Origin of the sequence: Pseudoxanthomonas sp. CCNWLY206-1 (assembly GCF_039710385.1) — a bacterium.
In the GTDB taxonomy this organism is placed as follows: Bacteria; Pseudomonadota; Gammaproteobacteria; order Xanthomonadales; family Xanthomonadaceae; genus Pseudoxanthomonas_A.
Genome location: NZ_JBDKXI010000003.1, coordinates 529,410 through 554,075 on the forward strand (window position 1 = coordinate 529,410; position 24,666 = coordinate 554,075).

General features: G+C 63.3%; 20 protein-coding genes and 1 pseudogene. 5 read left to right on the top strand and 16 right to left on the bottom strand.

Annotation, left to right across the window (positions count from 1 at the left end):
* The first annotated feature begins 82 nt into the window (after positions 1-82).
* Positions 83-421, top strand: coding sequence for a DMT family protein (locus AADW18_RS10120; protein ID WP_337343238.1), 339 nt, complete (start codon positions 83-85; stop codon positions 419-421).
* Positions 422-569: 148 nt separating this feature from the next.
* On the opposite strand, the gene AADW18_RS10125 is transcribed toward AADW18_RS10120, so the two are convergent.
* From AADW18_RS10125 to nudE, 5 genes and pseudogenes are all read right to left on the bottom strand, one after another.
* Positions 570-872: a DUF962 domain-containing protein gene (locus tag AADW18_RS10125; protein WP_337343239.1), complete on the bottom strand. Its 303-nt coding sequence runs from the start codon at positions 870-872 to the stop codon at positions 570-572.
* 27 nt (positions 873-899) lie between these two features.
* A complete protein-coding gene (locus tag AADW18_RS10130; protein WP_337343240.1) occupies positions 900-1,223 on the bottom strand; it encodes a YnfA family protein in 324 nt (107 codons plus the stop codon).
* A gap of 278 nt (positions 1,224-1,501) precedes the next feature.
* Positions 1,502-2,329 carry a nucleoside triphosphate pyrophosphohydrolase gene (mazG, locus tag AADW18_RS10135; RefSeq protein ID WP_337343241.1) on the bottom strand — a complete coding sequence of 276 codons (828 nt, stop codon included), beginning with the start codon at positions 2,327-2,329 and terminating at the stop codon, positions 1,502-1,504.
* Between the two features lie 46 nt (positions 2,330-2,375).
* A pseudogene (gene cysQ / locus AADW18_RS10140) lies at positions 2,376-3,185 on the bottom strand (3'(2'),5'-bisphosphate nucleotidase CysQ); the annotation flags it as partial.
* On the bottom strand, positions 3,182-3,733 hold the full coding sequence (gene nudE, locus AADW18_RS10145; RefSeq protein ID WP_337343242.1) for an ADP compounds hydrolase NudE: 552 nt from the start codon (positions 3,731-3,733) through the stop codon (positions 3,182-3,184). The gene nudE and the pseudogene cysQ, both read right to left, overlap by 4 nt.
* 95 nt (positions 3,734-3,828) lie before the next feature.
* On the opposite strand from nudE, the gene bioA reads away from it, so the two are divergent.
* Positions 3,829-5,223, top strand: a complete 1,395-nt coding sequence (gene bioA / locus AADW18_RS10150; protein ID WP_337343243.1) for an adenosylmethionine--8-amino-7-oxononanoate transaminase — start codon at positions 3,829-3,831, stop codon at positions 5,221-5,223.
* Positions 5,220-5,954 (top strand): 16S rRNA (uracil(1498)-N(3))-methyltransferase, encoded by a 735-nt coding sequence (locus AADW18_RS10155; RefSeq protein ID WP_337343244.1) that lies wholly within the window; start codon positions 5,220-5,222, stop codon positions 5,952-5,954. Before bioA ends, AADW18_RS10155 begins: the two co-directional genes overlap by 4 nt.
* A gap of 382 nt (positions 5,955-6,336) precedes the next feature.
* Here the strand turns inward: AADW18_RS10155 and AADW18_RS10160 are convergent, their stop codons facing one another.
* The 7 genes from AADW18_RS10160 to pilG all read right to left on the bottom strand — a co-directional run bounded on the left by AADW18_RS10160 (position 6,337) and on the right by pilG (position 18,235).
* A complete protein-coding gene (locus AADW18_RS10160) occupies positions 6,337-6,732 on the bottom strand; it encodes a hypothetical protein (protein WP_337343245.1) in 396 nt (131 codons plus the stop codon).
* Positions 6,733-7,046: 314 nt separating this feature from the next.
* Positions 7,047-7,517 (bottom strand): chemotaxis protein CheW, encoded by a 471-nt coding sequence (locus AADW18_RS10165; protein WP_337343246.1) that lies wholly within the window; start codon positions 7,515-7,517, stop codon positions 7,047-7,049.
* Positions 7,518-7,534: 17 nt separating this feature from the next.
* Positions 7,535-8,773, bottom strand: a complete 1,239-nt coding sequence (locus AADW18_RS10170) for a chemotaxis protein CheB (RefSeq protein ID WP_337343247.1) — start codon at positions 8,771-8,773, stop codon at positions 7,535-7,537.
* Positions 8,760-15,071, bottom strand: a complete 6,312-nt coding sequence (locus AADW18_RS10175) for an Hpt domain-containing protein (RefSeq protein WP_337343248.1) — start codon at positions 15,069-15,071, stop codon at positions 8,760-8,762. Before AADW18_RS10175 ends, AADW18_RS10170 begins: the two co-directional genes overlap by 14 nt.
* 86 nt (positions 15,072-15,157) lie before the next feature.
* Positions 15,158-17,194 (bottom strand): methyl-accepting chemotaxis protein, encoded by a 2,037-nt coding sequence (locus tag AADW18_RS10180; RefSeq protein WP_337343249.1) that lies wholly within the window; start codon positions 17,192-17,194, stop codon positions 15,158-15,160.
* A gap of 53 nt (positions 17,195-17,247) precedes the next feature.
* Positions 17,248-17,778: a chemotaxis protein CheW gene (locus AADW18_RS10185; protein ID WP_337343310.1), complete on the bottom strand. Its 531-nt coding sequence runs from the start codon at positions 17,776-17,778 to the stop codon at positions 17,248-17,250.
* 55 nt (positions 17,779-17,833) lie between these two features.
* A complete protein-coding gene (pilG, locus tag AADW18_RS10190) occupies positions 17,834-18,235 on the bottom strand; it encodes a twitching motility response regulator PilG (RefSeq protein WP_337343250.1) in 402 nt (133 codons plus the stop codon).
* Between the two features lie 262 nt (positions 18,236-18,497).
* Here pilG and gshB point away from each other — a divergent pair, with 262 nt between their 5' ends.
* Together gshB and AADW18_RS10200 are read left to right on the top strand one after the other, a co-directional pair.
* The gene (gshB, locus tag AADW18_RS10195) at positions 18,498-19,445 is read left to right on the top strand and encodes a glutathione synthase (protein ID WP_337343251.1); all 948 of its coding nucleotides are present in this window, start codon (positions 18,498-18,500) and stop codon (positions 19,443-19,445) included.
* A 9-nt stretch (positions 19,446-19,454) separates the two neighbouring features.
* Positions 19,455-20,327 (top strand): energy transducer TonB, encoded by an 873-nt coding sequence (locus AADW18_RS10200; protein ID WP_337343252.1) that lies wholly within the window; start codon positions 19,455-19,457, stop codon positions 20,325-20,327.
* 163 nt (positions 20,328-20,490) lie between these two features.
* On the opposite strand, the gene lepB is transcribed toward AADW18_RS10200, so the two are convergent.
* The 4 genes from lepB to AADW18_RS10220 all read right to left on the bottom strand — a co-directional run bounded on the left by lepB (position 20,491) and on the right by AADW18_RS10220 (position 24,595).
* Positions 20,491-21,111: a signal peptidase I gene (lepB, locus tag AADW18_RS10205; protein WP_337343253.1), complete on the bottom strand. Its 621-nt coding sequence runs from the start codon at positions 21,109-21,111 to the stop codon at positions 20,491-20,493.
* Positions 21,112-21,235: 124 nt separating this feature from the next.
* Complete coding sequence (gene tsaB / locus AADW18_RS10210) at positions 21,236-21,931, bottom strand: tRNA (adenosine(37)-N6)-threonylcarbamoyltransferase complex dimerization subunit type 1 TsaB (protein WP_337343254.1); 696 nt, start codon at positions 21,929-21,931, stop codon at positions 21,236-21,238.
* A 54-nt stretch (positions 21,932-21,985) separates the two neighbouring features.
* Positions 21,986-24,055, bottom strand: coding sequence for an ATP-dependent DNA helicase (locus AADW18_RS10215; RefSeq protein ID WP_337343255.1), 2,070 nt, complete (start codon positions 24,053-24,055; stop codon positions 21,986-21,988).
* A gap of 9 nt (positions 24,056-24,064) precedes the next feature.
* Positions 24,065-24,595: a hypothetical protein gene (locus AADW18_RS10220; protein WP_337343311.1), complete on the bottom strand. Its 531-nt coding sequence runs from the start codon at positions 24,593-24,595 to the stop codon at positions 24,065-24,067.
* Positions 24,596-24,666: the final 71 nt, after the last annotated feature.

A 24,666-nucleotide genomic window follows, 5' to 3' on the forward strand; every position in this document is an offset into this window, starting at 1 on the left:
TGACGGCGCGTGAAGATCAGTCATCTATTCAGCCGCGGCCGGAGTGGCTTAGCCTTGGCTCTCCGCCTCCGACATCCAGACCATGACCGCTCGCCTGCTCCCCGTATTGCTGTTGCTCGGCTCCAACATCTTCATGACCTTCGCTTGGTACGGGCACCTGAAGTACAAGGCGTCGCCATTGTGGTTGGCGATCATCGCCAGCTGGGGCATCGCTTTTTTCGAATACACCCTGATGGTGCCCGCCAATCGCTTGGGCAGTTCGGTGTATTCAGTAGTGCAGCTGAAGACGATCCAGGAAGTCCTGACTCTGTTGGTATTCGCCGGCTTTTCAGCCTGGTACCTGGGACAGCCGCTCAAATGGAATCACTACGCGGCGTTCGCCTTGATCGTTGGCGCGGCGTTCTTGATGTTCTATGAGTGAAGGGCTGGGAATGGGGAATAGGGAATGGAGAACCGGAGGAGCGCAGTTGACGCTGTTTTCCCCGTGCTCGAACACGCGCAACCTTCCTCGGCCAGAAAGCGCCATTGCGGCTTTCATTCCCGGCTCCCCACTCCCTATTCCCGGCTCTTCAGAACTTGATCTTCCCCACCAGGATATCCTTGAACATCACCCAGTCTCCGAGGAAGGAATAGACCGGGTGCTTGAAGGTGGCGGGGCGATTTTTTTCGAAGAAGAAATGCCCTATCCAGGCAAACCCGTAACCGCAGAACAGTGCGCCCAGCAGCCACCAGGCATTGCGCTCGATGATGAAGGCGACCACCAGCGCCAGTACTCCGCAACTGCCGATGAAGTGCAGGCGACGCGACGTGCGGTTGGCGTGTTCGCTGAGATAGAACGGATAGAACTCGCGGAAACTGGCGAAGCGGCTCATGTTCCCTCCTGGGAGCGTGTTCTGGATTCAGGCGGCTCGCGGCGCGAACATGATGATCGCCATGCCGGCCAGACACAAACCCGCGCCCAGCAGGTCCCACCGTGTTGGTTTTATTCCGTCAATCAACCATAGCCAGAGAATGGCGGCGGACACATAGACGCCACCATAGGCGGCGTAGACGCGGCCGGAGGCCGTGGGATGCAGCGTCAGCAGCCAGGCGAACAGCGCCAGGCTGATGGCAGCTGGCACCAGCAGCCACGCGCTGCCGCCTTTGCGAAGCCAGAGATAAGGAAGATAGCAGCCGACGATCTCGGCCATCGCGGTGGCGACGAACAGCAGAAAGGTTTTCATGTGTTCGGTTCCTGATCAGCGTCAATTCTCTGTTCCCTTCTCCCTCCGGGATGAAGGCATGCGGCTTACGAGCCATCGGCTCGTGTATGCCTGAATGCCCTGCGTGTTGCGCAGGGCCGGGGCGTGAAGCGAGGTGCCCGAAGAGCGGATGAGGGAATGGCAATGACTCGCCAGCGACCTCTGCTACAAGCGGACACTCCATTCCCTCATCCGTCGCTGCGCACCACCTTCTCCCGGAGGGAGAAGGGAACTGAAGCTGCCGCCAATCAGAATTTAGCTCACGCAGAACTCTCAGCGCCTTCCATCAACTTGACCCGATCCCAATAGGCATCCTGCTGTTCCAGCGACAACGTCGACAGCTCTACGCCATCAGATTTAGCCAACGCCTCCATCGCACGGAAGCGACGCTCGAATTTCAGATTGGCGCGGCGCATCGCGGCGCCGGCATCGACTTTGGCATGCCGGGCGAGGTTGGCGGCAACGAACAATAGATCGCCGATTTCGTCTTCCAGCCGCTCATGATTCGCTGCCACGTCGCCCTGCGCGAACTCTGCGCGCACCTCTTCGATTTCTTCGTGCAGCTTGGCGATCACTGGTTCCGGACCAGGCCAGTCGAAGCCAACCTTGGCCGCGCGCGCCTGCAGCTTCACCGCGCGTTGCCACTCGGGCAGTCCGCGGGAAATGCCGGCCAATGCGGAGGTATCTTGTTCACCAGCGGCCTGCCGTTCGGCTTTCTTGATGTCTTCCCAATGGCGCGTCTGCGTCTCGGCGTCGGCAACATCCACATCGCCGAACACATGCGGATGACGGCGCATCATCTTGTCGCAGATCGCCGCGACCACATCCGGAAACGCGAAAGCACCCTGCTCTTGCGCCATCTGTGCGTGGAACACGACTTGCAGCAGCAGGTCGCCCAACTCGTCCTTCAATGCCGGCAGATCGCCGCGATCGATGGCATCAGCGACTTCATACGCTTCCTCGATGGTATACGGCGCGATCGTGGAGAAATCCTGTTGCAGGTCCCAAGGGCAGCCGCCATTGGGATCGCGCAGCTTTGCCATGATGGTCAGCAGCTCGGCGATGTCGCCTTTAACCGTGGCGGGCATGTTCTGTTCCGCCATGCTTCATTCCGTGTTCGTCGTGTTCGTCACTCGCCAGCCAATCGCGCCACGGCAACGCGGGATCACCCAACGCAACGAAATCGCCATTCAACAACGTGTCGCGGCGGTTGTAGCGGAAGGCGCGCCCGTCCGGCGCCAACAGCGCACCGCCAGCCGCTTCCAGCACGCATTGCGCCGCGGCGGTGTCCCATTCCGACGTCGGACCGAACCGCGGATAGACATCCAGCGTACCTTCGGCGATCCGGCAGAACTTGAGTGAAGAGCCCAGGCCGATGGTTTCGATATGGCCCATGCGTTCCAGAAACGCCTGCGTGCGCGCATCGCGATGGGACCGGCTGGCGGCCACCCGCAACGGCGCCTGCGCAGGCACGCGCGTGCGCAGCAACACGTCCACCTCGCCCTGGCGGCGATACGCATGCCGGCCCTGTTCGGCATGCCACAGCTCGCCGGTGACTGGTGCGAACACAACGCCAAAGATCGGTTCGTTGTGCTTGATCAGAGCGATATTGACGGTGAACTCGCCGTTGCGCTTGATGAACTCACGGGTGCCGTCCAGCGGATCCACCAACCAGTAAGTTCCCCACTGGCTGCGCACCGACCACGGGATATTCGCGGCTTCCTCCGACAGCACCGGCCACTCCGGCGTCAGACGCTGCAGGCCTTCGACGATGGCGTGATGTGCGGCCATGTCGGCGGCCGTCAGGGGACTGGCATCGGCCTTGTGTTCCACTGCAAGCGCGTTTTCGTACGACACGTTGTCGTATACGGCCATGATCGCCGCCCCGGCTTCGCGGGCGATGACAATGACGGCTTCGTTGAGATCGGCGGGCATCCGTATCATGGACGACTACGCAGCCATTCGCGGGCAATGAACAAAGCGGCCAGCGAACGACCTTCCGAAAAATCCTCGCGCAGCATCAGGCTGTCGAGGGCATCAAGTTTCCACGGCACTACTTCCAACTCCTCAGGTTCATCACCGGGCAAGCGCTCCGGATAAAGATCACGGGCCAATACCAGCCAGGACTGGTGGCTCATGTAAGTGGGCGCCAGGCTTAGCGTCCGCAGCACGTCGATGCGGCGGGCACCATAGCCAGCTTCTTCCTTCATTTCGCGGTCGGCGGCCTGCTCGGGGGTTTCCCCGGCATCGATGCGCCCTTTTACGAGTCCCAACTCGTAGCGGTGAACGCCGGCGGCGTACTCGCGCACCAACAGCACGGTGTCGTCATCGAGCATCGGCACCACCACCACCGCACCATGGCCCTGCGTCTTCAGCCGATGGAAACGCCGGCGTTCGCCATTGCTGAATTCCAGGTCCAGCTCTTCCACGCTCCGCCCCGGGCCTTCGACGCGCTCGGTGATGCCGTGAATGGTGGGAAGGCGGCGGCTCACGAGGGGTCTGCCATCAACTGGGAGATCATCCATGGCCCCTCGGGTCGCCAGAAGAGGCGGGGACGGCGCGCCGGCGCGACCGATATGATGGGGGAATGCGAAAAACGGATCATGAAGTGAGAATGCTATCAGAGGCCGATGCTTGGCGTCGGCGCGATCTGTCCGTGGTGTGGCATCCCTGCACGCAAATGCGCGAGCACCCCGACACCCTGCCGCTGGTGCCGATCGCCCGCGGCGAAGGCGCTTGGCTGGTGGGTCACGACGGGCGCCGCTATCTGGATGCGGTCAGCAGTTGGTGGACCAATCTGTTCGGCCATGCCGAATCACGTATCGGCGCCGCCATTGCCCGCCAGGCCATCCAGTTGGAACACGTGATGCTGGCTGGATTTACTCATGAGCCGGCCGTGGAGCTGGCGGAAAAACTGCTGGCCATCGCGCCAAGGCAGCCTGACAGGCCGCCGCTGGCCAAGGTGTTCTATGCCGACAATGGTTCAGCCGGGGTAGAGGTGGCGCTGAAGATGGCGTTCCACTATTTCCACAATCGCGGCGAGACACGGCGCACCCGGTTCATCGCACTGGAAAACGGATACCACGGCGAGACCATCGGCGCGCTGGCGGTGGGCGACATCCCACTGTATCGGCGGGTCTACGCGCCGCTCTTGGCCGAAGCCCTGTTCGCGCCGTCGCCCGACGCCTACTTGGCGGGCCCCGACGAATCGGCCGAGGATCGCGCGCGGTACGCCGCGGACGCGCTGACCGGTCTGCTGGACCAGCACCCAGGCGAGGTATGCGCTGTCGTGCTGGAGCCGCGTGTACAGTGCGCTGGCGGCATGCGGATGCATCATCCGGAGTACTTGAAGCGAGTACGCCAGCTGTGCGATGCCAATGGCATCTTCCTGATCGCCGATGAGATCGCGGTGGGCTTCGGGCGGACCGGCACGATGTTCGCCAGCGAACAGAGCGGTGTCATGCCCGACCTGCTCTGCCTGTCCAAGGGATTGACCGGCGGCTCCCTGCCCTTGGCGGCGGTACTGACGACGCAATCGATCTACGACGCGTTCCTGGATGACTCCCGCGAACGCGCCTTCCTGCATTCGCACAGTTACACGGGCAACCCGCTGGCCTGCGCGGCAGCATTGGCCACGTTGAGGATCTTCGAGGAAGATGGCGCGTTGGTTCGCAACCAATCGACAGCGGCACGGATGACAGCCCTCGCGGCGCCTTTTGGTGAACATCCGCACGTCGCCGACGTGCGCCAGGCCGGGATGATCGTAGCGTTCGAACTGACACAGGGCGGCGACAAACGCACGCCGTTTCCTGCGTCCGCCCGGATCGGTTTGCGCGCCTATCGCGCCGCGCTCGCTCGCGGTGTCGTGCTGCGCCCATTGGGCGATGTGCTGTATTGGATGCCGCCGTATTGCGTGGATGACGATCAACTGGCATTGCTGGCCAGGACCACACATGAGGCAATCGAAGAGGCCACGGCATGAGACTGACGCGGAGCCACGTAGACATTGCGCTTTCCCCTGGCAAACGGGTCACGCTGCCGGAGTCGGCTGCCAACCATCTCACCCGCGTGCTACGCCTGCGCGAAGGCGACGATTGCGTATTGTTCAACGGCGATGGACACGACTATGCCGCCCGGATCGCCAGCATCGGCAAACGTGAAGCCACTGCGGAAGTATTGTCATCGCAACCGGTGGACAACGAATCCAGCTTGGCGATCACGCTGATGCAAGGCATCGCGCGCGGCGAGAAGATGGACCTTATCCTGCAGAAAGCCACCGAGTTGGGCGTGGCTGCCATCGTTCCAGTCATCGCTGAGCGCACCGAGGTCAAGCTGGATGCCGAACGTGCGGAAAAGCGCGTCGCGCATTGGCGCAGCGTCATCGTGTCGGCGTGCGAACAGAGCGGCCGCGCGCGCGTTCCCGGCTTGTCCGCTCCCCTGCCGCTGCTTCAGGCCATCAATGCACCAACGGAGAAATCGCTGCGACTGACACTGGATCCGTTCGGCGAAACCTCATTGGCAACATTGGCGATACCGGCGGCCGCACCGGTCACTATCGCGATAGGCCCGGAAGGCGGTTGGTCGCCGCGTGACCGCGAAGCCTTGCGTGCAGCGGGTTTCGTCGGGCTGCGTTTAGGGCCGCGCATATTGCGTACGGAGACTGCTGGATTGGCGGCCATTGCCGCGTTGCAATCGCGCTTTGGAGATTTGTAGGTCCGCAGGGTTGGTGTGATGGAAGAGGTTCTTTGCTTTCAGTCGGTCGTCTGGGAAGAGCTCGCGGCGGGACGCCGCTCCTACAATGACTGGTAACTTGCAATGACCGAAACCCGTAGGAGCGGCATCCCGCCGCGAGCTCTTCCGATGGCCTGCCGCTGCAACAAACGCGCAGAAATAGAGCCATCTTTCGATGGCTCTAAGTTCGCTTCGTTGCAAGTCGGAGAAGTCGTCGTCCCCGCGCCAGCGAATTCAGTGGCTTTGGGATTTAGGAGGATTGGCGCTGAATCCACCCGCGCAGGGACGACGAACGCGAAAATATCGTTGGAAAATCCTATAGAGCAGACAACATTCACGGGCCGTTGTTGGTGGAAACCCAGCGTCAACGCCAATTTTGTAGCTCAGCCGCCGTTATCCTGCCGTCGTGATTGCGATCCACCAGTTTGAATTCACTGCTCAACGCATGCTCGGGCGGGACCTCGGCGCGCGTCAATACGCCGTCACCATTGCGATCCAGGTCCGCGACTTTGGCTTGATAATCCGCGGCATTCGGCAACGTCCGCGGCTGACCCCAGGTAACCGTGACCGGCCCACTGGATTCTTGCAGCGTCACGCTGCGGTCGCCCCCGGAAGCGGCGGCAGTACTGGTGATTGCTTGCTGGGCTGATGGCTGCGGCTGACTGGGTGCGACCTGATTCTGCGCAGTTGCCGAAGTGGCGATGCCGCCAAGAAGCAGAAGCGTCAGAGCGGGAAAACTCGGGAAAGGAGCATGTTTCATCAGTGCTTCCTCACTTCGTGTAACAGCGGGAAGAAAGTTGGCACCCTTCAGCCGAATCCGCGATGAATCGTCATATCCGATGCAAGCCAAGGTTCAGCGCCGTCGAATCCGCGTGAATATCTGTCAGGGGGCTTGCCGCAAATCGCGCGCGCATTTGTCTGCCGTGTCTACCGAACAGTAGACGTTCAAATAGCGGCACCAATGTAGGAGCGCCGTCCCGGCGCGAGCTTTTCTTTGGATTCCGCCGATCTGACTGAAAGAGCTCGCGGCGGGACGCCGCTCCTACAGCCGCCTAGAACCCGCGGCAAAAAAAGCTACGCCGCCCGAGCCAATGCGTCGACCAGCATGCTTTCCACGACCTCCAGGTCCGGCAGCACCGCGGTTTCGTCGCCCAGCAGTACGCGCACTTGCACGCCGACCGGCAGTTCGTCCTCGGTCGCATCGGCCAGCAAGCCGTCTCGAGGTACCGACACCAGCCGTGGGAACGAAGGCGTCAGCAAGGCGAAGTACGGCATGGTCTCGCTGCCGCTGAGCGATTTCAGCACCACGATCTTGCTGTTGAGCGAAATGGCGTCGTTGGGATTGCCTGCCAGTCGGCCGAAAGCGACGAGTGGCACCTGCCAACCTTGCCAATCGATTTTTCCAGGCAGCCATGCCGGCGCACCTTCGATGGGAAGCACCGGCGCTCGCGACAGCACCTCGGCAACAGTCGCGTTGGGTAGCAGCAAGCGATCCTGTCCAGCCTGGATCAGGACGCCGCGAATTTCATCGTTGGAATGGGCCATGTGTTTTCCTCAGATCCTCAGATCCAGCGATCGGTAAGACGTTGCGCCAGCTGAGTGGGCGTCCCGATGTCGCCGCCGAGCGCAGCCAAGGCATTGGACGCAGCGGGATCGTAGCAGCCATCCGGCGATTGGCCGGCAACCAGCGCGCCCTGCCTGGCCAGCGCCACCGCGGGCTCAACGTAAGCGATATCAGTGCCGCTGAGCAGCAGCACGCTGCTGTCCTTGGGCGGAAGTTGAGCGATCGCTTCCCGCACACTGTCGCCGTTGCGGAAGCTCACCAATCCACCATCCACGGCTAAGGTTACGTCACCGGGCAGCACGTAGATGCGGCCCGCTTCGGCGCCTTTACCGACTTCGGCCAGTTCCACCGGCATAGATGCAACGCGCTCCATCTGCCGAACCAGATTGTCGTAGCGCCCGCCATCCAGCCTTAGGTGGATCAGCACCGGCCGCGGAAAATCGATGGGCAGTTCGCTCAACAGTTTGCGCACGGCGTCCGGACCGCCGATACCGGCGAATACCAACACAGCGCCTGACTGGCGAGCAGCGGAAGAGGATGATGCGCCTCCCACCGGCTCCAGTTCCACCAGCGAGAGTTCCCACTTGGAAGTGGCGGGAACGGATTCGGCTGTTCGCTCCGGAAGCTCAGGCGGCAATGGTGGCGGCTGCGGCAGTGGCGGTGGCGTTGCCACGCGCAGCCAATCGTCGACGTCGACCACCTTGTCGAAATCCGGTCTGGACGCGGCTTCGGTGAACGCATAGCCGTCGCGCGGCAGTTCGAACGCCATGTCCGCGGCTTCTTCCAGATGCAGGTCTATTTCGGCATCGGCGTGCAGCTGCGCGGGCGTAGGCGGCAGACCCGGTTCCAGTTGCAGTGCACCGCCGGTGTCCTCTTCCTCGCGTCCTGGCGGCAGCACGTCATGGTGGCCGTGCAGCTTGGCTGCCAGATGGCGCGCCCAGCGCTTGGCTTCCCAACCGTCGCGGCGGGCGGCCAGTTCGGCTTCGTCGAAGATCACCGCCACGGCTGGATCATGCAACACGGCATCGAATCGAGACAGGCTGTCCTCGATGGCTGGCTCCAGCGCTACCAAAACTACCTGCGGCGCGCTATCGCTCAAGGCTTCGCCATCGACGCTGTTGGGGTCGTCTTCCAGCACGATCTCCGCGCCTGCTTCGTGCAGCGCTACCCGCAACCGCTCGCGTGCCTGACCAGGACGGGCCAACAGCGCTACGCGCTTGGAGTCACTCGCGGACACGGGCGATTCCCAGCAAGTCGTAAACGTTCCGCATCAAATCCAATTCCTGGTATGGCTTGCCCATGTAGCGTTGTACGCCGATATCGAACGCGCGCTGGCGATGCTTGTCGCCGGTGCGCGAAGTGATCATCACAATCGGCACGTTCTTGAAGCGCGGATCGGCCTTCATCGCCGTCGCCAGTTCGTACCCGTCCATTCGCGGCATCTCGATATCCAGCAGCATCAGATCCGGCACGCGTTCTTCCAGGCGCTCCAGTGCCTCGACGCCATCGCGCGCGGCGGTGACTTCCAGGTTGTGGCGCTCCAGCACGCGGCTGGTGACCTTGCGCATGGTCAACGAGTCGTCGACCACCATGACCAGCGGTACGCCGCGTTGTTCCTGCGTCAATACGCGGGCGGCGGGCTGCTGTGGTTGCGCCTGGTGGCGGCGTACCAACGGTGCCACGTCCAGGATCACCACGATGCTGCCGTCACCGGTGATGGTGGCGCCGTAGATGCCCGGAATCGAAGCGATCTGCGGGCCCACCGGCTTGACCACGATTTCGCGGTTGCCGAGCACTTGGTCCACCGCGACCGCGACCCGCAGGTCGCCCGCGCTGACCAGCAACAGCGGCACCTGCGGCTGTCCTTCGGCGCGTGCCGGCGCATGTCCGACCAGCGAACCCAGGTCATACAGCGTGTACTCTTCGCCGCCATACACATAGTTGCCATCAGCGGCTTCGAAGCGCTTGTGGCTGATGCGGCCGATACCGCTGACCGCCGCCACCGGCACTGCGAACTGAGTCTCGCCGATCTGCACGAACACCGCTTGGGTAACGGCCAATGTTTGTGGCAGGCGCAGGGTGAAGGTGGCGCCCTGCCCTGGCTTGGACTCGATATCCAGCGTACCGCCGAGCTGACGCACTTCATTGTGGACCACGTCCATGCCAACGCCGCGTCCGGCCAGCTGGCTGACGCTATCGTAGGTGCTGAAACCGGGCTCCAGGATCATCCGATCCAGGTCTATGTCGGCGATGGTAGCGCCCGGCTGCAGCAATCCACGCTGTTCGGCGCGGCGACGAATCGCTTCGCGGTTCAGGCCGGCGCCGTCGTCGGTCACCCGCAGCACCATTTCCGAACCCTCGCGGCGCAGGATCACTTGCACCGTGCCTTCTTCCGGCTTGTTCGCCTTGCGGCGCGCCTTGGGCGACTCCAGACCATGCGCCACAGAGTTGCGTAGCAGGTGTTCCAGTGGCGCAGTCATGCGTTCCAGCACGTTGCGATCCATTTCACCGTGGGTGCCGGACAGCTGCAGTTTGACCTGCTTGCCGGTGTCGGCAGCGGCCTGGCGCAGCACGCGGCGCAGACGCGGCACGATGCCTTCGAACGGCACCATGCGCGCGCGCATCAGGCCGTCCTGCAACTCGGAACTCACGCGCGACTGTTGATGCAGCAAACTGTCGTATTGGCGAGCCAAGTCGTCCAGCACGCCTTGCAGACCGGTCAAGTCGGCTGCCGATTCGGCGAGTGCGCGACTGAGCTGCTGCAAGGTGGAGAAGCGGTCCAGTTCCAACGGATCGAAGGTGGGATCCTGCTTGTCCTGCTCGCGTTGGTAGCGAGCGACGATCTGCGCTTCCGTTTCCAGATCCAGGCGGCGCAACTGGTCGTGCAAACGCGTGTTGGTGCGGTCCAGTTCCGACATGGCGCCGCGGAATGCGCCCAACTGCTGTTCCAAACGCGCGCGGTAAATGGCCACTTCGCCGGCATGGTTGACCAGCCGGTCCAGCAGGTCCGCGCGTACTCGCACTTGCTCCTGTTGGCCTGTTGGGAAGAATTCTTCTTCCTGCAGGACCGGGGCAAGTTCGGTTTCAACCGGCGCGGACAGCGGTGCCAACGGTGCGGCGGGCGCGGCGTCCACCGCCTCGACGGCGGCCGGCAGAGCGATACCGCGAGCGCGGGCATTGAATTCGGCAATCAGCACGTCCGGAATAGCGACGGCACGGCGCGCGGTGACGCGGCCCAGTTGGCCATGCAGGCCATCGAAACCACGCTCCAACAACCGGATGGCGTCGCGGTCCAGATCGGTGCGCTGACCGACGATCGATTCCAGCATCGATTCGATGGCGTGACCCAGATCGCCGACCGGGTGAATGCCGGCCATGCGCGCACCGCCCTTCAGCGTGTGCAAGTCGCGCTGCAGACCGGTCACCAGCGTGCGGTCTTCCGGTGTTTCGCGCAGCTTCGCCAGCAGGTCATCGGAATGGTCGAGCAGGTCGTTGCCTTCCTCGATGAAGATCTCGACGAGATCCATATCCAGGCCGGTGGTATCGAGGGCGTCATCGGGAAGATCGGCAGCAGCATTGGCCACAACGGCTTCCTCGACTTCGGTCTCGTCTTCGGGTTCGAAGGTGCCGACATCAGCGTCAGCGTCGGCAACCTCCGTGTCGATCGCGTGTGCCGCGGGGGCTTCTTCGACGGCTTCGGTGACTTCGGTAGCACGGTCGCTTTCGACTTCCCCGATCGACGCCGCTTCAACAGTGGCGGTCTCGACCGGTTCGACTTCCGACTGAGCTTCGGTTTCGGTCTGGGTTTCGGCTTCCGCTTCGACTTGGGCTTCGATTTCCGCTTCAGTTTCTGCTTCGGCTTTCGTTTCTGCCTCCGCTTCCGCACCGGCTTGAGTGGCCGGTTCGGCATCTGCGTTGTAAGCAGGTTCGGATTCCGATTCGATCTCGATTACTGCCGATTCGGCGTCTACCGGCGCGACGTCTTCCGACTCAGCGGCGACCGCTTCCGTGATCGCCTCTACGACCGTTTCGATGGGCGCCGAAGTCGGTTCTTGTTGCGAAACGTCGTCGGCCGAAACGGCGTCGGACACCGGGGTATCGGATGACAGAAGGATTTCTTCCTCGGCCTCGCCAACCGACGCTTCTTCGGTGGAGGTTTCCAGCGTTATCTCTTCCACCTCGAATTCAAGGCTCTCGAAGGAGATCGCTTGATCTTCGACGGGCGCCTCGATGATTGTCGCTCCGTCGGAAACTTCGGAACCAGCAGCGAGAACTTCGTCGTCCACGCGATCATCGTCGGACGAGGAGAGGACGATTTCCTCGATGGTCGACGGGTCTTCCGACAGCGCTTCTTCTTGCGACGCGGCTCCTTCTTGCAGCAGTGAGTCTTCGGCCATCGATGGATCGTGGCCAGCCGTCTCAACAGGCGCCTCTTCCGTCGCCGGTTCGTAAGAATCGACCGGCTCAGCCGATACTTCGGCCGATGCCTGTTCGATGGACGGCTCGGCCGGCATCGATTCGACCAGCTGCGATTCGCCGCCGTCCGTGGTCACTGGCTCGCTATCGAACGGCTCGCTGGTGAAGGCGATGCCTTCGTCCGCGGAGGTCGTGTCTTGCTGCTCGGTCGTGACCGGTTCCGGCTCGGGGGTCCATGGCTTGAAGTGGTAGTCGACGTCGAAGAACGTGACACCCTGCTGTGTGGAAGAACTGGGCGGGATGCTCGCAGCCGTGTCATCAGACAACGAGGCTTCGCCGATGCCCGCGCTAGCCGGCTTGTCCAGGTAAGCGGAAAGATCCAGCGCCGACAATTCGATGTCTTCCGGCGCCAGGGGCGCTGCGATATTCGGCAGCGTCTCCATGTAGGTGCCCTGGGTGTCGGCGACGATCTGCGCGGATGGCCTGGTTTCGGGCAAGCTGTCGCGCAATGCGGTCAGCCGTCCCGCCAAGGCGGCGAATACCGGAATGCGCGGCGACGGCGCCTGCAATGCGGCGACACTTCGGCGAACCGCTTGCGCGGCATCGCCCAGCGCGGATACACCTTCCGGTGTCGGGGTTTCCGCCGCTTCCAGCAGGCGCTTGATGTACTGCTCAGCACGCGTGGTGACGTCGGTGATCTCAGGTACGTCGGCCATCGCCAACGCACCATTCATGGTGTGCATGGCCCGCAACAGCGCTTCGCTGGCCGGCTGTGGTGCTGCCTGCGCCTGCATCAGCCAGGCGTCGACGGTATCCAGATGATTGTCGACTTCGACTTCCAGAATCTCGCGCAACACGGCGTCGACCGATGCCGGCGTGCCTTCAAGCTCGTTGTCATAGCCAATCCGCGCCGCGGCGGCAGGCGTAACTGCCGGCATGGGCGCTGCTGTCGCTGCCGGCGGCTCTTCGACCGTGCGTGACGCCGCGGGTGTGGCGCTGTAATAAACCTCTTCGCCTGCGGCCAAGCGGTCCGCTAGATCCTGCAAGCCGGCCAAGTCGGCGGTGATGGTGCCTTGTCCGCGCAACGCGGCATAAAGTTCCGGCAGCGCCTCGCAGGCAAGTTCCAACAGTGCGGCAACCGCGTGGCTGGGCGGCCGGGTACGGTCGAGCACGCGGTTGAGCATGTTCTCGACCTTCCAACTGAACTCGCCCAGGACTTTCGCGCCAACCAATCGGCCGCTGCCTTTGAGGGTGTGGAACACGCGCCGGATGGGACGCAATTGGTCCAGGTTGTCCAACTGCGCGCGCCACGCTGGCAGCAGCTGGCGCAGGTTGGCGATTTCCTCCTCGAATTCCTCCAGGAAGACTTCGCGAATTTCATCGTCGATATCAGCGGAATCGCCGTCGAAGCCAGCGGTGGGACCGGCAATCGCGGGTGTCGCGGCGGACAAAGCGGGAGGCGCTGCGTCCGGTGCCGTTTCCGGCGCCGTCGGGGCCACCGGCGCTTCCAGGCCGGTTCCGAATGTGATCGGCGGGAGCGTTCCGTCGAGTTCAGGAGAGACCGTGGGAACGACTGACTCGTCGTTTTCGGACAATGCAGCGTTCGTATCGGCCGTCGTCTCGGTCGGCAACTCGAATTCCGTTGCGTCGTATCGCTGGCCGCCATCATCCGGCGCCGGCTCGCTGGATAGCTCGCCTTCGTCGAAATTGACGGGGTCGAAGCTGTGGCTGCCGAGGGGAATCGAGGAGGCGGGAGCGTCAGTTGCCGGTTCGAACTCGGAAGCACTGAACGGCAACGGTGGCGGCTCCGCAACGGGGAGCACGGCAGGCGCGGTCTCGACGATTGTCGCTCCGGCGAACTCGGTTTCTTCTGGCAATGGCCAGTAGCGCAGATTTTCCAGGCTCGCGCGAGTGATCTCGAGGATTTCCTCGCGGTTGGGGCGGCGCTCGCGCAGCGCTTCCAGGTAGTACTCCAGGCTGGCCATGGCGTCGGCCAGCGTGTCCAACTGCTGACCACCAGGCACGCGTTTCTTGCCGATGAGTTCGTTATGGACATACCGGCGAACGCCGATCAGATAGTCGGAAGCCTGGCCCAGTTCCAGCATGCGCAGCGCGCCGGCCACTTCATCCAACAAACGCGGTACGTCGGCGAGTTCGGTGTGATCCCAATTGGTTTCGATGAAGGCGACGAACTTCTCCCGCGCCGCCGCGAAATTGATGATGGCTTCCTGGGCCAGCACTTCGACCGTGCGCTGCGACTCGGCGGCGCTGGCGTCATTGGCGCTGGCGCCTTCCGAATGGCCCAGCCGCGCGACCTGATCGTCCAAGGAGGCGTCGACATACAACAGCGCGCCGGCGACATCCAGCAGCGTGTCCTCGTCAGCCGGACGTGCGCCTTCCGCCACTTCGCGCAGGGTATCGCGCTGCTGCAGCACCACGCTGCGCGCCATGCCCAGGCCCATCATGCCCAGGGTATCGGCGACGTTGCCCAACTCGGCGACCTGGGTTCCCAGTTCCGTCGCATTTCCCTGGGTACGCAGATGCAGGTCCAGCGCATCCTTTACCCGCAGCAGCTCTTCTTTCACCGCGTTGCCGACGGTATCCAACAGCTCGCGGTTACGGCCACTCAGGCTGCCGCGCGCGTGATCGATCTCGGCTTCGCTGGGAGCCAGGCCTTCTTCGCTGCCCGGCGGGAACAGCATGCTCTCGTTCAAGCCCGACGCGCCGCGCGCCGCGCGGATTTCGTTGAGCAGCGGCAGCAACACGATCGGAATATCGCGGTGGCCGTCCTGCAGCCGTTCCAGATAATCCGGCAGCAGCACCGCGCCGCGCATCAAGGTGGAACAGGCTTCATCGTGATCAGCGACCGCGGCTTCCTGCAGCGCCTGCGCCAGCAGTTCCAGTTCCTCGGCCACCATTGCCGGTGCGTACAGCTCGACCATGCGCAGCGTGCCCTGCACCTGGTGCAGATAGCCGGCGCAGAAACGCATGCGTCCGACATCGCTCGGCGACTCGACGAACGCCTCGATTTCCGACCGTGCCAAGCGCAGGGTTTCGTCGAGCTCAGGCTTGACCCAGCCAAGCACCGCGTGGCTCATGGCTTCGCGCAACGCACTCATGAGCGCACTCCCGGGCCGACGGGCAAGCCATCGTCCTGATACAGCGGAGCAAGAAGAATTCGCACTTTCATCCGTGATTTCCGTCCTCAGCCCGGCAGTTTGAAGTCAGCCACCGAGCGGCGCAGGTCCGCGGCGAGCTGTGCCAAGTGGCCGATCGATTCGGCGGTCTGTCCGGCACCCAGCGATGTCTGCGAGGTGATCTGACGAATCACGCCCATGGTCTGGGTGATGTCCGAAGCCGCGGCGGACTGCTGCTGCGCGGCGCCGGAGATGTTCTTGATAAGGTTGTTGAGATCGTGCGACACCCGCTCGATTTCACCCAACGCGGTGCCGGCGTCTTCAGCGAGGCGAGCGCCCGATACCACTTCCGCGGTGGTCTGTTCCATCGAACTGACCGCCTCGTTGGTATCGGCCTGAATGGTCTGCACCAGGGATTCAATACGGCGCGTCGCGCCGGAGGTGCGTTCGGCCAGGCGCTGCACTTCGTCGGCCACCACCGCGAAACCGCGGCCGGCTTCACCTGCCGAAGCAGCCTGCACGGCTGCGTTCAAGGCCAGGATATTGGTCTGTTCGGAAATGTCGTTGATCAGTTCCACCACTGAACCAATCTCCTGCGAGGACTCGCCCAGGCGCTTGATGCGCTTGGAGGTCTCCTGGATCTGGTCGCGAATCTGGTCCATGCCGCGAATGGTTTCGCGCACCACGCCCGCGCCTTCGGTCGCGATCTGCACCGAGCGCTGCGCCACTTCGGCCGATTCGGTGGAGTTGCGCGACACCTGGTCGATGCTGACGGCGATTTCGTTGATGCGCTCGGACGCGCTGTTGATCTGGTCGGACTGGTGCCCGGCCGCTTCCGCGAGTTGCAACGCGGTGGCCTGGGTTTCCTGGGTCGACGCCGCCACCTGCACCGAGGTGTCGTTGATCGTGGTCACCAGGTTGCGCAGTTCGTCCACGGCGTAGTTGATAGCGTCGGCGATGGCGCCGGTCATGTCTTCCGTCACCGAGGCCTTCACGGTCAGATCGCCTTCACCCAGCGAGCTGATTTCGTCCAGCAACCGCATGATCGCTTGCTGATTGCGGCTGTTGTATTCCACCTGGGTCTGGTAGCGCATGTCCTGCTCGCGCTGGCGTGCGCGGTAGAAGCTGTAGAGGAAGCCGCCGATGGAGACCAGCAGCAGCGCACCGGCCACGACCGAGATCCAGAAGTTGGGGAAAATACGGGTATCGCGCGCCGAACCGAATGCGGTGAAAGCATCGAACAGCTTCTTGCTGTCTTCCAGCATCTGGCCGGCACCGTGGGACAGCGAGTTGGCGGCGGACTGCGCGGCGAACAGGTTCTTGGAACTGCCCATGATGGCGTCCAGATCCTTTTTCATGTTGTTCCACAGCGTCTGCGACTGGTCCAGCGCCGACAGCGCGGCAGGGGTACGGACCGCAGCCACGCCAAGATCGGGATTGCCGTTGCGCAGGCCGTCCAGCACCTGTCCAAACAGCACCGCGTCGCGGGCAAGCGCATCGCCGGCATTGGAAGCACCCGTACCACCGGCACGGATTTCGGTAACGCGGCGGGCCATGGTGCCGGCCAGCACCACCTGCTGCAACGCGCTGTATATCTGCGAGGACGGCGCCCCGCCAGCGGACATCGCGCGCACCACTTCGTTCAACTGTGCTTGAAGCTGGGGAATCTGGGTGGCGAAGCGATCGGCGTTGCCCGCCAGCGCCAACACGGCCGTCTCGCTGCTGAGGATCTGGTCGGCGTTCTTGCCCAGCGGGCCCCAAGTCGCGGTGAGCTTCTCCAGCGGTCCGGTCACCGAACCTTCGTTGCCGAAGCGCGACTGCAGGCTACTGATGGTGGATGCGACCTGCTCGCGGGTACCGCGGAACACCTTGAAGGCTTCGGCGTCACCGGCTACGGCGTCGCGGCCCTGCACGGCGAGCTGCTGCGATAGCACCTGCAAGTCGGCCGCGCCGGTACCGGCGCCCGCCAGGCGGCTGCCCTCGTACGTGGCCATGCCGGTATTGGCGCCGAACACGACGACGGATATCGCCAGCATGACCAGCCAGAAGCTGCTGCCGAAACTGCCGACTTTGGCGGCGGCGGGAGAATCCGTTGCGGTGCTCATCAATTCAACCCCTGAAAAATTCGAATGAAACTTCGTTCAATGGCCATCCGCGTTCAAAGCGCGGCTTGGCGAAATTCTGGCGTCCTGGCCAGCAAGGACAACGCAAACACACCCCAATCCTGCTCGTCGCTGCGGAACGCGCGATCGATGAAATGCTCGTAGCGGCCCGCGGCCAGTTCGCCCGGATCGGTCTGCTGCGCTTCGCTGAAACTGCGCTGCCCATACAACTCGTCGATGGTCAGCGCCACATCGCCTCCGGGCTGGCGCATCACCAGCACGCGCTGTCCTTCGTGCAACACGGTGCGCTCGCCTTCGAGGAATTGCTTCAGGTCGACCACCGGAAACAGGTTGCCGCGCAGGTTGCCGATACCCAGCAGCCACGGCTGTGCACCCGGCACGGGCGTCATTGGCGGCAACGGCACGATTTCGACCACATCGCCGAAATTGGAAATCAGCCGGCGCTTGCCGACCCGGTAACCGACGCCGCGATACTGATCCGGGGCGGTTTCCCGTGCCGGCAATACCACTGCGTGCGCCAGGCTGCGGCGCTCGTATTCGGCCAAAACGTCGAACGGTGTACGAATCACGACCCGCCCCCTGTATGCGATGTCGGAATGAACGGCATGTCCGTATCTTAGGTCAGGTGCTGACGTGCGAACGGATCGCGTCGAGGAGTTCCTCGCGCGTGAACGGCTTGGTGAGGTATTGCTCCGACCCAACGATACGTCCGCGCGCCTTGTCGAACAGGCTGTCCTTGGAGGACAGCATGATGACCGGCGTGGACTTGAACACCTGGTTGTTCTTGATCAACGCGCAGGTCTGATACCCATCCAGGCGCGGCATCATGATGTCCACGAAGATGATCTGCGGTTGTTGGTCGGCGATCTTGGCTAGGGCCTCGAAACCGTCCGTTGCGGTCACCACTTCGCAACCTTCACGTTTTAGCAGGGTCTCTGCGGTACGCCGTATGGTTTTCGAATCATCGATCACCATGACCCTGAGGCCGTTAAGTTCACCGGCCTGGCCTTTGTTCTGCATCATTGACTTTATTTCCCCGTGCGCGCGGCGCTTCTTTGACCTGCCGGCCCCGCTGCGATGCTACTTATATCCCAGCCACGGCGCACACTGTCAAGCGGCGCTTTCGGATACCCCCAAGCTGAATGCCACGATGCGAACCCCGTCGCAGTTGTGCCAGTGGGCCAGAACACAGCGGATCAGGGCTTGTTTTCCCGGTCGGCCCGGCCAAACCCTGGCGGCCTGCTAACATCGCGCGGTCCTCCGAATGCCCCCCGCAAAACATTCCATGCCCCTCGATGTCATCGTCGTCATGGACCCCATCGGGTCCATCAAGATCGCCAAGGACACCACCTTCGCCATGCTGCTGGAAGCCCAGCGGCGCGGCCATCGGCTGCACTACGTCGTCCCCGGCCGGCTGTCGTTGCGCGACGGCGTGGCGGTCGCCCAGGTCGCCCCGCTGGCGGTCAAGGACGACAAGGCCGGCTGGTTCACCTTGGGCGAGGCGCATGAACTGGCGTTCGGCCCAGGCCAGGTGGTGTTGATGCGCAAGGATCCGCCGGTGGACGCGGAATATCTCTACGACACCCACGTGCTGGGCATCGCCCAACAGGCGGGCGCGCTGATCGTCAACGACCCGCAGGGCCTGCGTGATTTCAACGAGAAGCTGGCGGCGCTGCTGTTTCCACAATGCTGCCCGCCCACGCTGGTCAGCCGGGACCCGGCTGCGCTGAAGGCTTTCGTCGCCGAACACGGCGAGGCGGTGCTGAAACCGCTGGACGGCATGGGCGGACGTTCGATCTTCCGGGTGAAGGCCGGTGATCCCAACACCAATGTGATCCTGGAAACCCTGGTCGGCCCCGGCAAGCTGACACTGGCCCAGCGCTTCATCCCCGGCATCAAGGACGGCGACAAGCGCGTCCTGCTGATCGACGGCGAGCCAGTGGACTACGTGCTGGCGCGGATCCCGCAGGGCGACGAGTTCCGCGGCAATCTGGCCGCCGGCGGCCGTGGTGAAGGCCGCCCGATCTCCGAGCGCGACCGTTGGATTGCGCAGCAGGTAGGCCCGGAGATGAAGCGGTGCGGCATGCTGTTCGTGGGCCTGGACGTGATCGGCGACTACCTGACCGAGGTCAACGTCACCAGCCCCACCTGTGTCCGCGAGCTGGATGCGCAGTTTGGCCTGAACATCGCCGGCCAGCTGTTCGACGCCATCGAGCGCAAGCTCGCTGTCTGAGAGCCTGACATGTCCGCGGTAGGGGTAGCACCCAGGATCGGAGAGAACGAGCGCCTCAGCGCCACCCTGGCGCTGTCGCTGATCGTGCACGGCATGGTGGTACTGGGCCTGGGTTTCGCCCTGGACGATGCCGCGCCGGTGGTACCGACGCTGGACGTGATCCTCAGCCAGACCCAGACCCCGCTGACACCCAAGGAAGCCGACTTCCTGGCCGCGGCCAACCAGCAGGGTGGCGGCGAATCCGACCAGGCCAAGCGTCCGCGCGACAGCCAGGCGGGCTGGATACCGCAGCCGGAAACCGGATTAGCGCCGCAGCCGTTACGCGCGCAGTCGCCGCAGACGGTGCCGCCGCCGGAAACGCGGGTGGTCACGACTACTCGCAGCGAGGTTTCGGTGCCAGCGCCGGAAACCCGCCCACAACCGGACCAGCCGGAACTGCCTCCCAGTGACCGCAAGGTGCAGCGCGACGCGGAGATGGCGCGACTGGCGGCGGAATACCACCTGCGTTCGGAGCTTTACGCCAAGCGGCCGAAGCGCAAGTTCGTTTCGGCCAGCACACGCGAATACGCATACGCCAACTATCTGCGCGCGTGGGTGGACCGGGCCGAACGCGTCGGCAATCTCAACTACCCCGATGAGGCGCGCCGCAAGCGCCTGAGCGGCCAGCTGGTGATCAGCGTGGCCGTGCGGCGTGACGGTTCGGTGGAACAGACCCGCATCATCCGTTCCAGCGGCATCGCCTTGCTGGATTCCACCGCCCTGCGCATCGTCAAATTGGCTGAGCCTTTCCCGCCCCTGCCGGACGACGAAGAGAAGATCGACGTCCTGCATGTCACCCGCACCTGGAACTTCCTGGCTGGCGGCGAAATCCGCGACGAATGAGTGTGGTTAGGACAGAGCCCGCGTAACGGTCTTCGGCCGTAGGAGCGGCGTCCCGCCGCGAGCTCTTTCCATCAGATCGCGCAAAAAGCGAAGAGCTCGCGGCGGGACGCCGCTCCTACCGGGTTCCAATCTTGTTTAGCTCTTCATGATCAGCAATACAGCTCTACAACTTCTTCCAGGTAAAACCCTGATCGCGTCGGTAATAAACGGCGACCGCCTTGCCATAAACCTGATCGGCCGATACCCAGCCAAAGAAACGCCCGTCGGCGCTGTTGCCGCGATAATCGCCCAGCACCAGGACCTTGCCGGCCGGCACCGCCAATGAAGGAATATCGGGACCGCCGCCGCGCTCCAGGTTCAATGCTGAGCGGCGCTCGCCGAATATTTCCACATCCGGTTCCGTGTCGTCCGAAAGCGCGCGGCCGTTTATCCGTAGCCTGCCTCGCGTCAGCTCGACCGTATCACCCGCAACCGCCACCACGCGTTTGATCAAACGCGTGCCATCGCTGGGCGAGTCGAATACCACGATGTCGCCGCGCGCGGGCTGATCCATCGCGATCAGATCGGTATCCGTAAACGGGAAGCGCACTCCATAGGCCATCATGTTGACCGCCACACGATCGCCTGGAAATAAGGTGTTCTCCATCGAACTACTGGGCACCTGGTAGTGATTGGCGAACGAAGCGCGCGCCGCGGTCAGCAGCAGGACCATCAGCAAGAGCTGCCGGATTTCAAAGCGCCAGTGGCGCAATGGCTGCGTGTCTTCGGAATGATGGGCGGGCATGATTCACCTCGGCGGAGGGAAGTACTGTCCTAGCCAGCATAGACAGCCTGTCTTTATCCACCACCGCCGGAAGTCACGGCCGCGGCCGATTCGTCTTAGCCTTTTTGTAGGACCGATTCATCGGCTACCGCGAAGCGCGCAACGCCTTCTGCTCTTCCAGCGTCAGCGCGACATTGTTCCGCAGGTAGGCGGGCTCCACCCATTCCGGCGCTACCGCTTCGCCGCGTACAAAGGCCTGCGCTGCCAAGCGCGCCAGGTGGGCGGCGCGCGGCAGAGCCGTGGCGTCGATGTGGATGAAGCGCTCGGCCAATCGAGCCTGCAAGTGCTCTTCGGCGGCGGCAAAGCCGGTGCCGACGCCACTCCAGTCCTGGTCATCCCCTGCGAGCACATAGTCGGCGGGTGCACCCACCTTCTCGGGCGAAGTGGCTTCCAGCTTCTCGCCACTGCGCAGGAAAGTCCCGGTATACACCTCGCCCATGCGTGCATCGATGGCGGCCAGGATGCGTGTGCCGTCGGATTGCGCGGCCAACACGGCCAACGTGGAAACGGGCACCAGCGGACGATCCAGCGCCAGCGCGATGCCCTGGGACAAGGCAATCGCCAGGCGAACACCGGTAAACGCACCGGGGCCGCGGCCAAAAGCGATGGCGTCCAGTTGCGCCTTGGCGATACCGGCTTCAGCCAGCAACGCATCCGCCCACGGCAAGGACAATTCGGCATGGCGACGCGGCGCTATCTCGAAACGCTCGATGGTCTCGCCATCGACGTATAACGCGACGGAGCAGGCTTCGGTGGCGGTTTCGAACGCGAGCAGTTTCATCTGGAAGCCGGAGGTCGGGGTATGGGAAGCATAACCGCGCGCGACGATCGCTCTTCAGAACCGTGCGGCGGCATACCAGTCGGACGGGTCGTGGGGCGCATCCGGCGCTTGCTCCTCCGTCTCCGGCACGGCCACACCAAAGAACGTCTGCACGTCTTGGACTCGCCGGGTACGGGCGAATGGCGGCAAGGAATCTAGGAAGATCCGGCCATAAGGCTTACCGGTAAGCCGGGGATCGCACAACACCAGCACGCCGCGATCGGTTTCGCTGCGGATCAGGCGGCCGACACCTTGTTTCAGCGCAATCACCGCTTGCGGCAATTGTTCATCGCGAAAGGGGTTGCCGCCACTGCGGCGGATCGCTTCCAGCCGTGCTTCGAATACCGGGTCATCCGGCGCTGCGAACGGCAACTTATCGACTACGACGACCGACAACGCGTCGCCAACCACGTCAACGCCCTCGCGGAAACTGGCCGCACCCAGCAACACCCCATTCCCCGATTCGCGAAAACGCTGCAGCAGCGTGGCGCGTGGCGCTTCGCCTTGCACGAATAACGGCCAGGGCCCGTCGCGCAGTGTCTCGGCTGCTTCACGCAAAGCGCGATGCGAAGCGAACAAGAGGAAGGCGCGGCCTTGCGACGCTTCAAGCACGGGCCATAGCGCCGCAATCAGGGAGGTGCCGTAGCCGCGCGCATTGGGATCCGGCAACCCCGTCGGCAGATAACACAAAGCCTGGCGCGGCCAATCGAACGGACTGGGTTGCAACAATGTGTGCGGGTCGTCCAAGCCCAGACGTACCGCGATGTGATCGAAACGGCCACCCACGGCCAGTGTGGCAGAAGTGAACACCCAGGCGGCATGGGAACGCTCGCGGTGCTCGCGTAGCGGCCCGGATACATCCAATGGCGTGCGTTGGCAACGGAACCCTCGCTGGGTCAATTCGTACCACAGCACGTCGCCGGAAGTGGCTGCGGTTTCAACGGTGCCGGACTGCTTTGAATCGGCCTGCCCGGCATCCGTTTGCGGAGATCCATTTTTTGCTTCGCCTTCGCCCCGCCAACGACCCAAACGTGCCATCAGATCGCCGACGCGCGCGGCGCAGGTCTCCAGGCCGACCGCACTGCCGGCCAAAGGTGAAAGCGCTTCGAACAACTGGGCCAAAGCGGTAGCCAGCGCTTCGAATCCTTCGCGGACTTCCGCCTTGTCGAGCGCTCGCTCGCGGGTGCCGCGTACCGGCAAGCCTTCCATCGCCGCGCGCAACTCACGCAGCGCCTGCTCCAGCCCACGCACCGGCGGTTGCAGCGTGGCCAATGCACCGGGCACCTCATTGCTTTCGGCCAGAGCATCGCGCGCCAGTTCCTGCAGCTGGCGCATGCCGAAGCCTTCGCCAAAAAAGTTGGCGGCGAGTTCTGGCAATTGATGCGCTTCGTCGATGACGAAGGCTTGCGCGCCCGGCAGGATCTCGCCGAAGCCTTCCTGCTTCAGCGCTAAATCGGCCAGCAGCAGATGATGATTGACCACCACCACATCGGCGGCTTGCGCGCGCTGGCGCGCCTGCACCACGAAACATTCGTCCCAGAAGGGACAGTCGCTGCCCAGGCAATTGTCGACCGTCGAGGTGACCAACGGCAGCAACGGCGAATCCTCCGGCAATGCCGAAAGCTCCGCCATATCGCCGAACTTGGTTCGCCCACTCCATGCGACGACACGCTGAAACTGATCGACCTGCTCGCGTGAAGTGAACCGTGGTTCGCCTTTTGCCTGTTCCAGCCGATAGCGGCACAGGTAGTTGGCGCGGCCTTTCAGCAATGCCGACTTCAGGCCAACGCCCAACGCATCACGCACGCGTGGCAGATCGCGGTGATACAGCTGATCCTGCAGGGCACGCGTTCCGGTGGAAACAATCGTCTTCAAACCCGACAACAACGCCGGTACCAGGTAAGCGAACGTCTTGCCGGTGCCGGTGCCGGCTTCAGCCAGCAACACATCGCGCTGTTCGAATGCATCGGCAATCGCGCCCGTCAGCCGCTGCTGGGCAGCGCGCGGCACGAAAGCGTCAAGTTGGGTGGCCAGCGCCCCGCCCTCGCTGAGGGCCTCGCGGCTGGCTTGAGCTAGCTGCGGCATGCCTGCGGCCTACATCCTGTTGATGCCGGGCACCGTGCACGCATCACGTTGTTCCGCGGCTTGGATGACTGCCGTTTTCAGGGCAGTGATCGACGTCGCCTGGCGAGCTGCTTCTTCCGCACTTTGTCGCGCCGCCGGAGCCGAAGCGATCTCGAGCCGGCGTTCGCGTATCTGGCGGATGGTTTCCCAATGCTGTCGGCATAGCGGTCCGACTTGCGAACCCAAATCGAAGGCCCGTTGGGCCAGTGTTTCGGCACGATCGAAATCCCGCAGCAGCAAAGCGGCTTCCGCTCTTTCCTGCAATACGGCCGGGTCCTCCGGCACGATCAGGATGGCCTGGTTCAATGCCTCGGCCGCAGCGGCGTAGTCGCGGGCGGCCAGGGCTCTGGCGGCGGTCTCGCGCAGGTCCTCGACCTGTGGATCGCGCAATGGCTGCACAGCCAGCTCTTTATCGTCGACACCCGCGGCCGCGCGAATCGCGGCCACGCGCTGCTCGGGTGTCGTGGATTCCACCACCGTAGGCGGAGCAGGTTCCTGCATGACAGCGCAGGCGGTCACCAGCGTTGCCAGCAGGAGGGTGCCGATAAAACGGAAATTGTTGATCTTTAAGT

Excerpts from the sequence above, each read along its gene's own strand:
- AADW18_RS10120 (WP_337343238.1), top strand. The coding sequence starts at position 83 with ATGACCGCTCGCCTGCTCCCCGTATTGCTGTTGCTCGGCTCCAACATC.
- AADW18_RS10125 (WP_337343239.1), bottom strand. The coding sequence starts at position 872 with ATGAGCCGCTTCGCCAGTTTCCGCGAGTTCTATCCGTTCTATCTCAGC.
- AADW18_RS10130 (WP_337343240.1), bottom strand. The coding sequence starts at position 1,223 with ATGAAAACCTTTCTGCTGTTCGTCGCCACCGCGATGGCCGAGATCGTC.
- mazG (WP_337343241.1), bottom strand. The coding sequence starts at position 2,329 with ATGCCCGCCACGGTTAAAGGCGACATCGCCGAGCTGCTGACCATCATG.
- bioA (WP_337343243.1), top strand. The coding sequence starts at position 3,829 with ATGCGAAAAACGGATCATGAAGTGAGAATGCTATCAGAGGCCGATGCT.
- AADW18_RS10155 (WP_337343244.1), top strand. The coding sequence starts at position 5,220 with ATGAGACTGACGCGGAGCCACGTAGACATTGCGCTTTCCCCTGGCAAA.
- AADW18_RS10160 (WP_337343245.1), bottom strand. The coding sequence starts at position 6,732 with ATGAAACATGCTCCTTTCCCGAGTTTTCCCGCTCTGACGCTTCTGCTT.
- AADW18_RS10165 (WP_337343246.1), bottom strand. The coding sequence starts at position 7,517 with ATGGCCCATTCCAACGATGAAATTCGCGGCGTCCTGATCCAGGCTGGA.
- AADW18_RS10175 (WP_337343248.1), bottom strand. The coding sequence starts at position 15,071 with ATGAGTGCGTTGCGCGAAGCCATGAGCCACGCGGTGCTTGGCTGGGTC.
- AADW18_RS10180 (WP_337343249.1), bottom strand. The coding sequence starts at position 17,194 with ATGAGCACCGCAACGGATTCTCCCGCCGCCGCCAAAGTCGGCAGTTTC.
- pilG (WP_337343250.1), bottom strand. The coding sequence starts at position 18,235 with ATGATGCAGAACAAAGGCCAGGCCGGTGAACTTAACGGCCTCAGGGTC.
- gshB (WP_337343251.1), top strand. The coding sequence starts at position 18,498 with ATGCCCCTCGATGTCATCGTCGTCATGGACCCCATCGGGTCCATCAAG.
- AADW18_RS10200 (WP_337343252.1), top strand. The coding sequence starts at position 19,455 with ATGTCCGCGGTAGGGGTAGCACCCAGGATCGGAGAGAACGAGCGCCTC.
- lepB (WP_337343253.1), bottom strand. The coding sequence starts at position 21,111 with ATGCCCGCCCATCATTCCGAAGACACGCAGCCATTGCGCCACTGGCGC.
- tsaB (WP_337343254.1), bottom strand. The coding sequence starts at position 21,931 with ATGAAACTGCTCGCGTTCGAAACCGCCACCGAAGCCTGCTCCGTCGCG.
- AADW18_RS10215 (WP_337343255.1), bottom strand. The coding sequence starts at position 24,055 with ATGCCGCAGCTAGCTCAAGCCAGCCGCGAGGCCCTCAGCGAGGGCGGG.
- AADW18_RS10220 (WP_337343311.1), bottom strand. The coding sequence starts at position 24,595 with ATGCAGGAACCTGCTCCGCCTACGGTGGTGGAATCCACGACACCCGAG.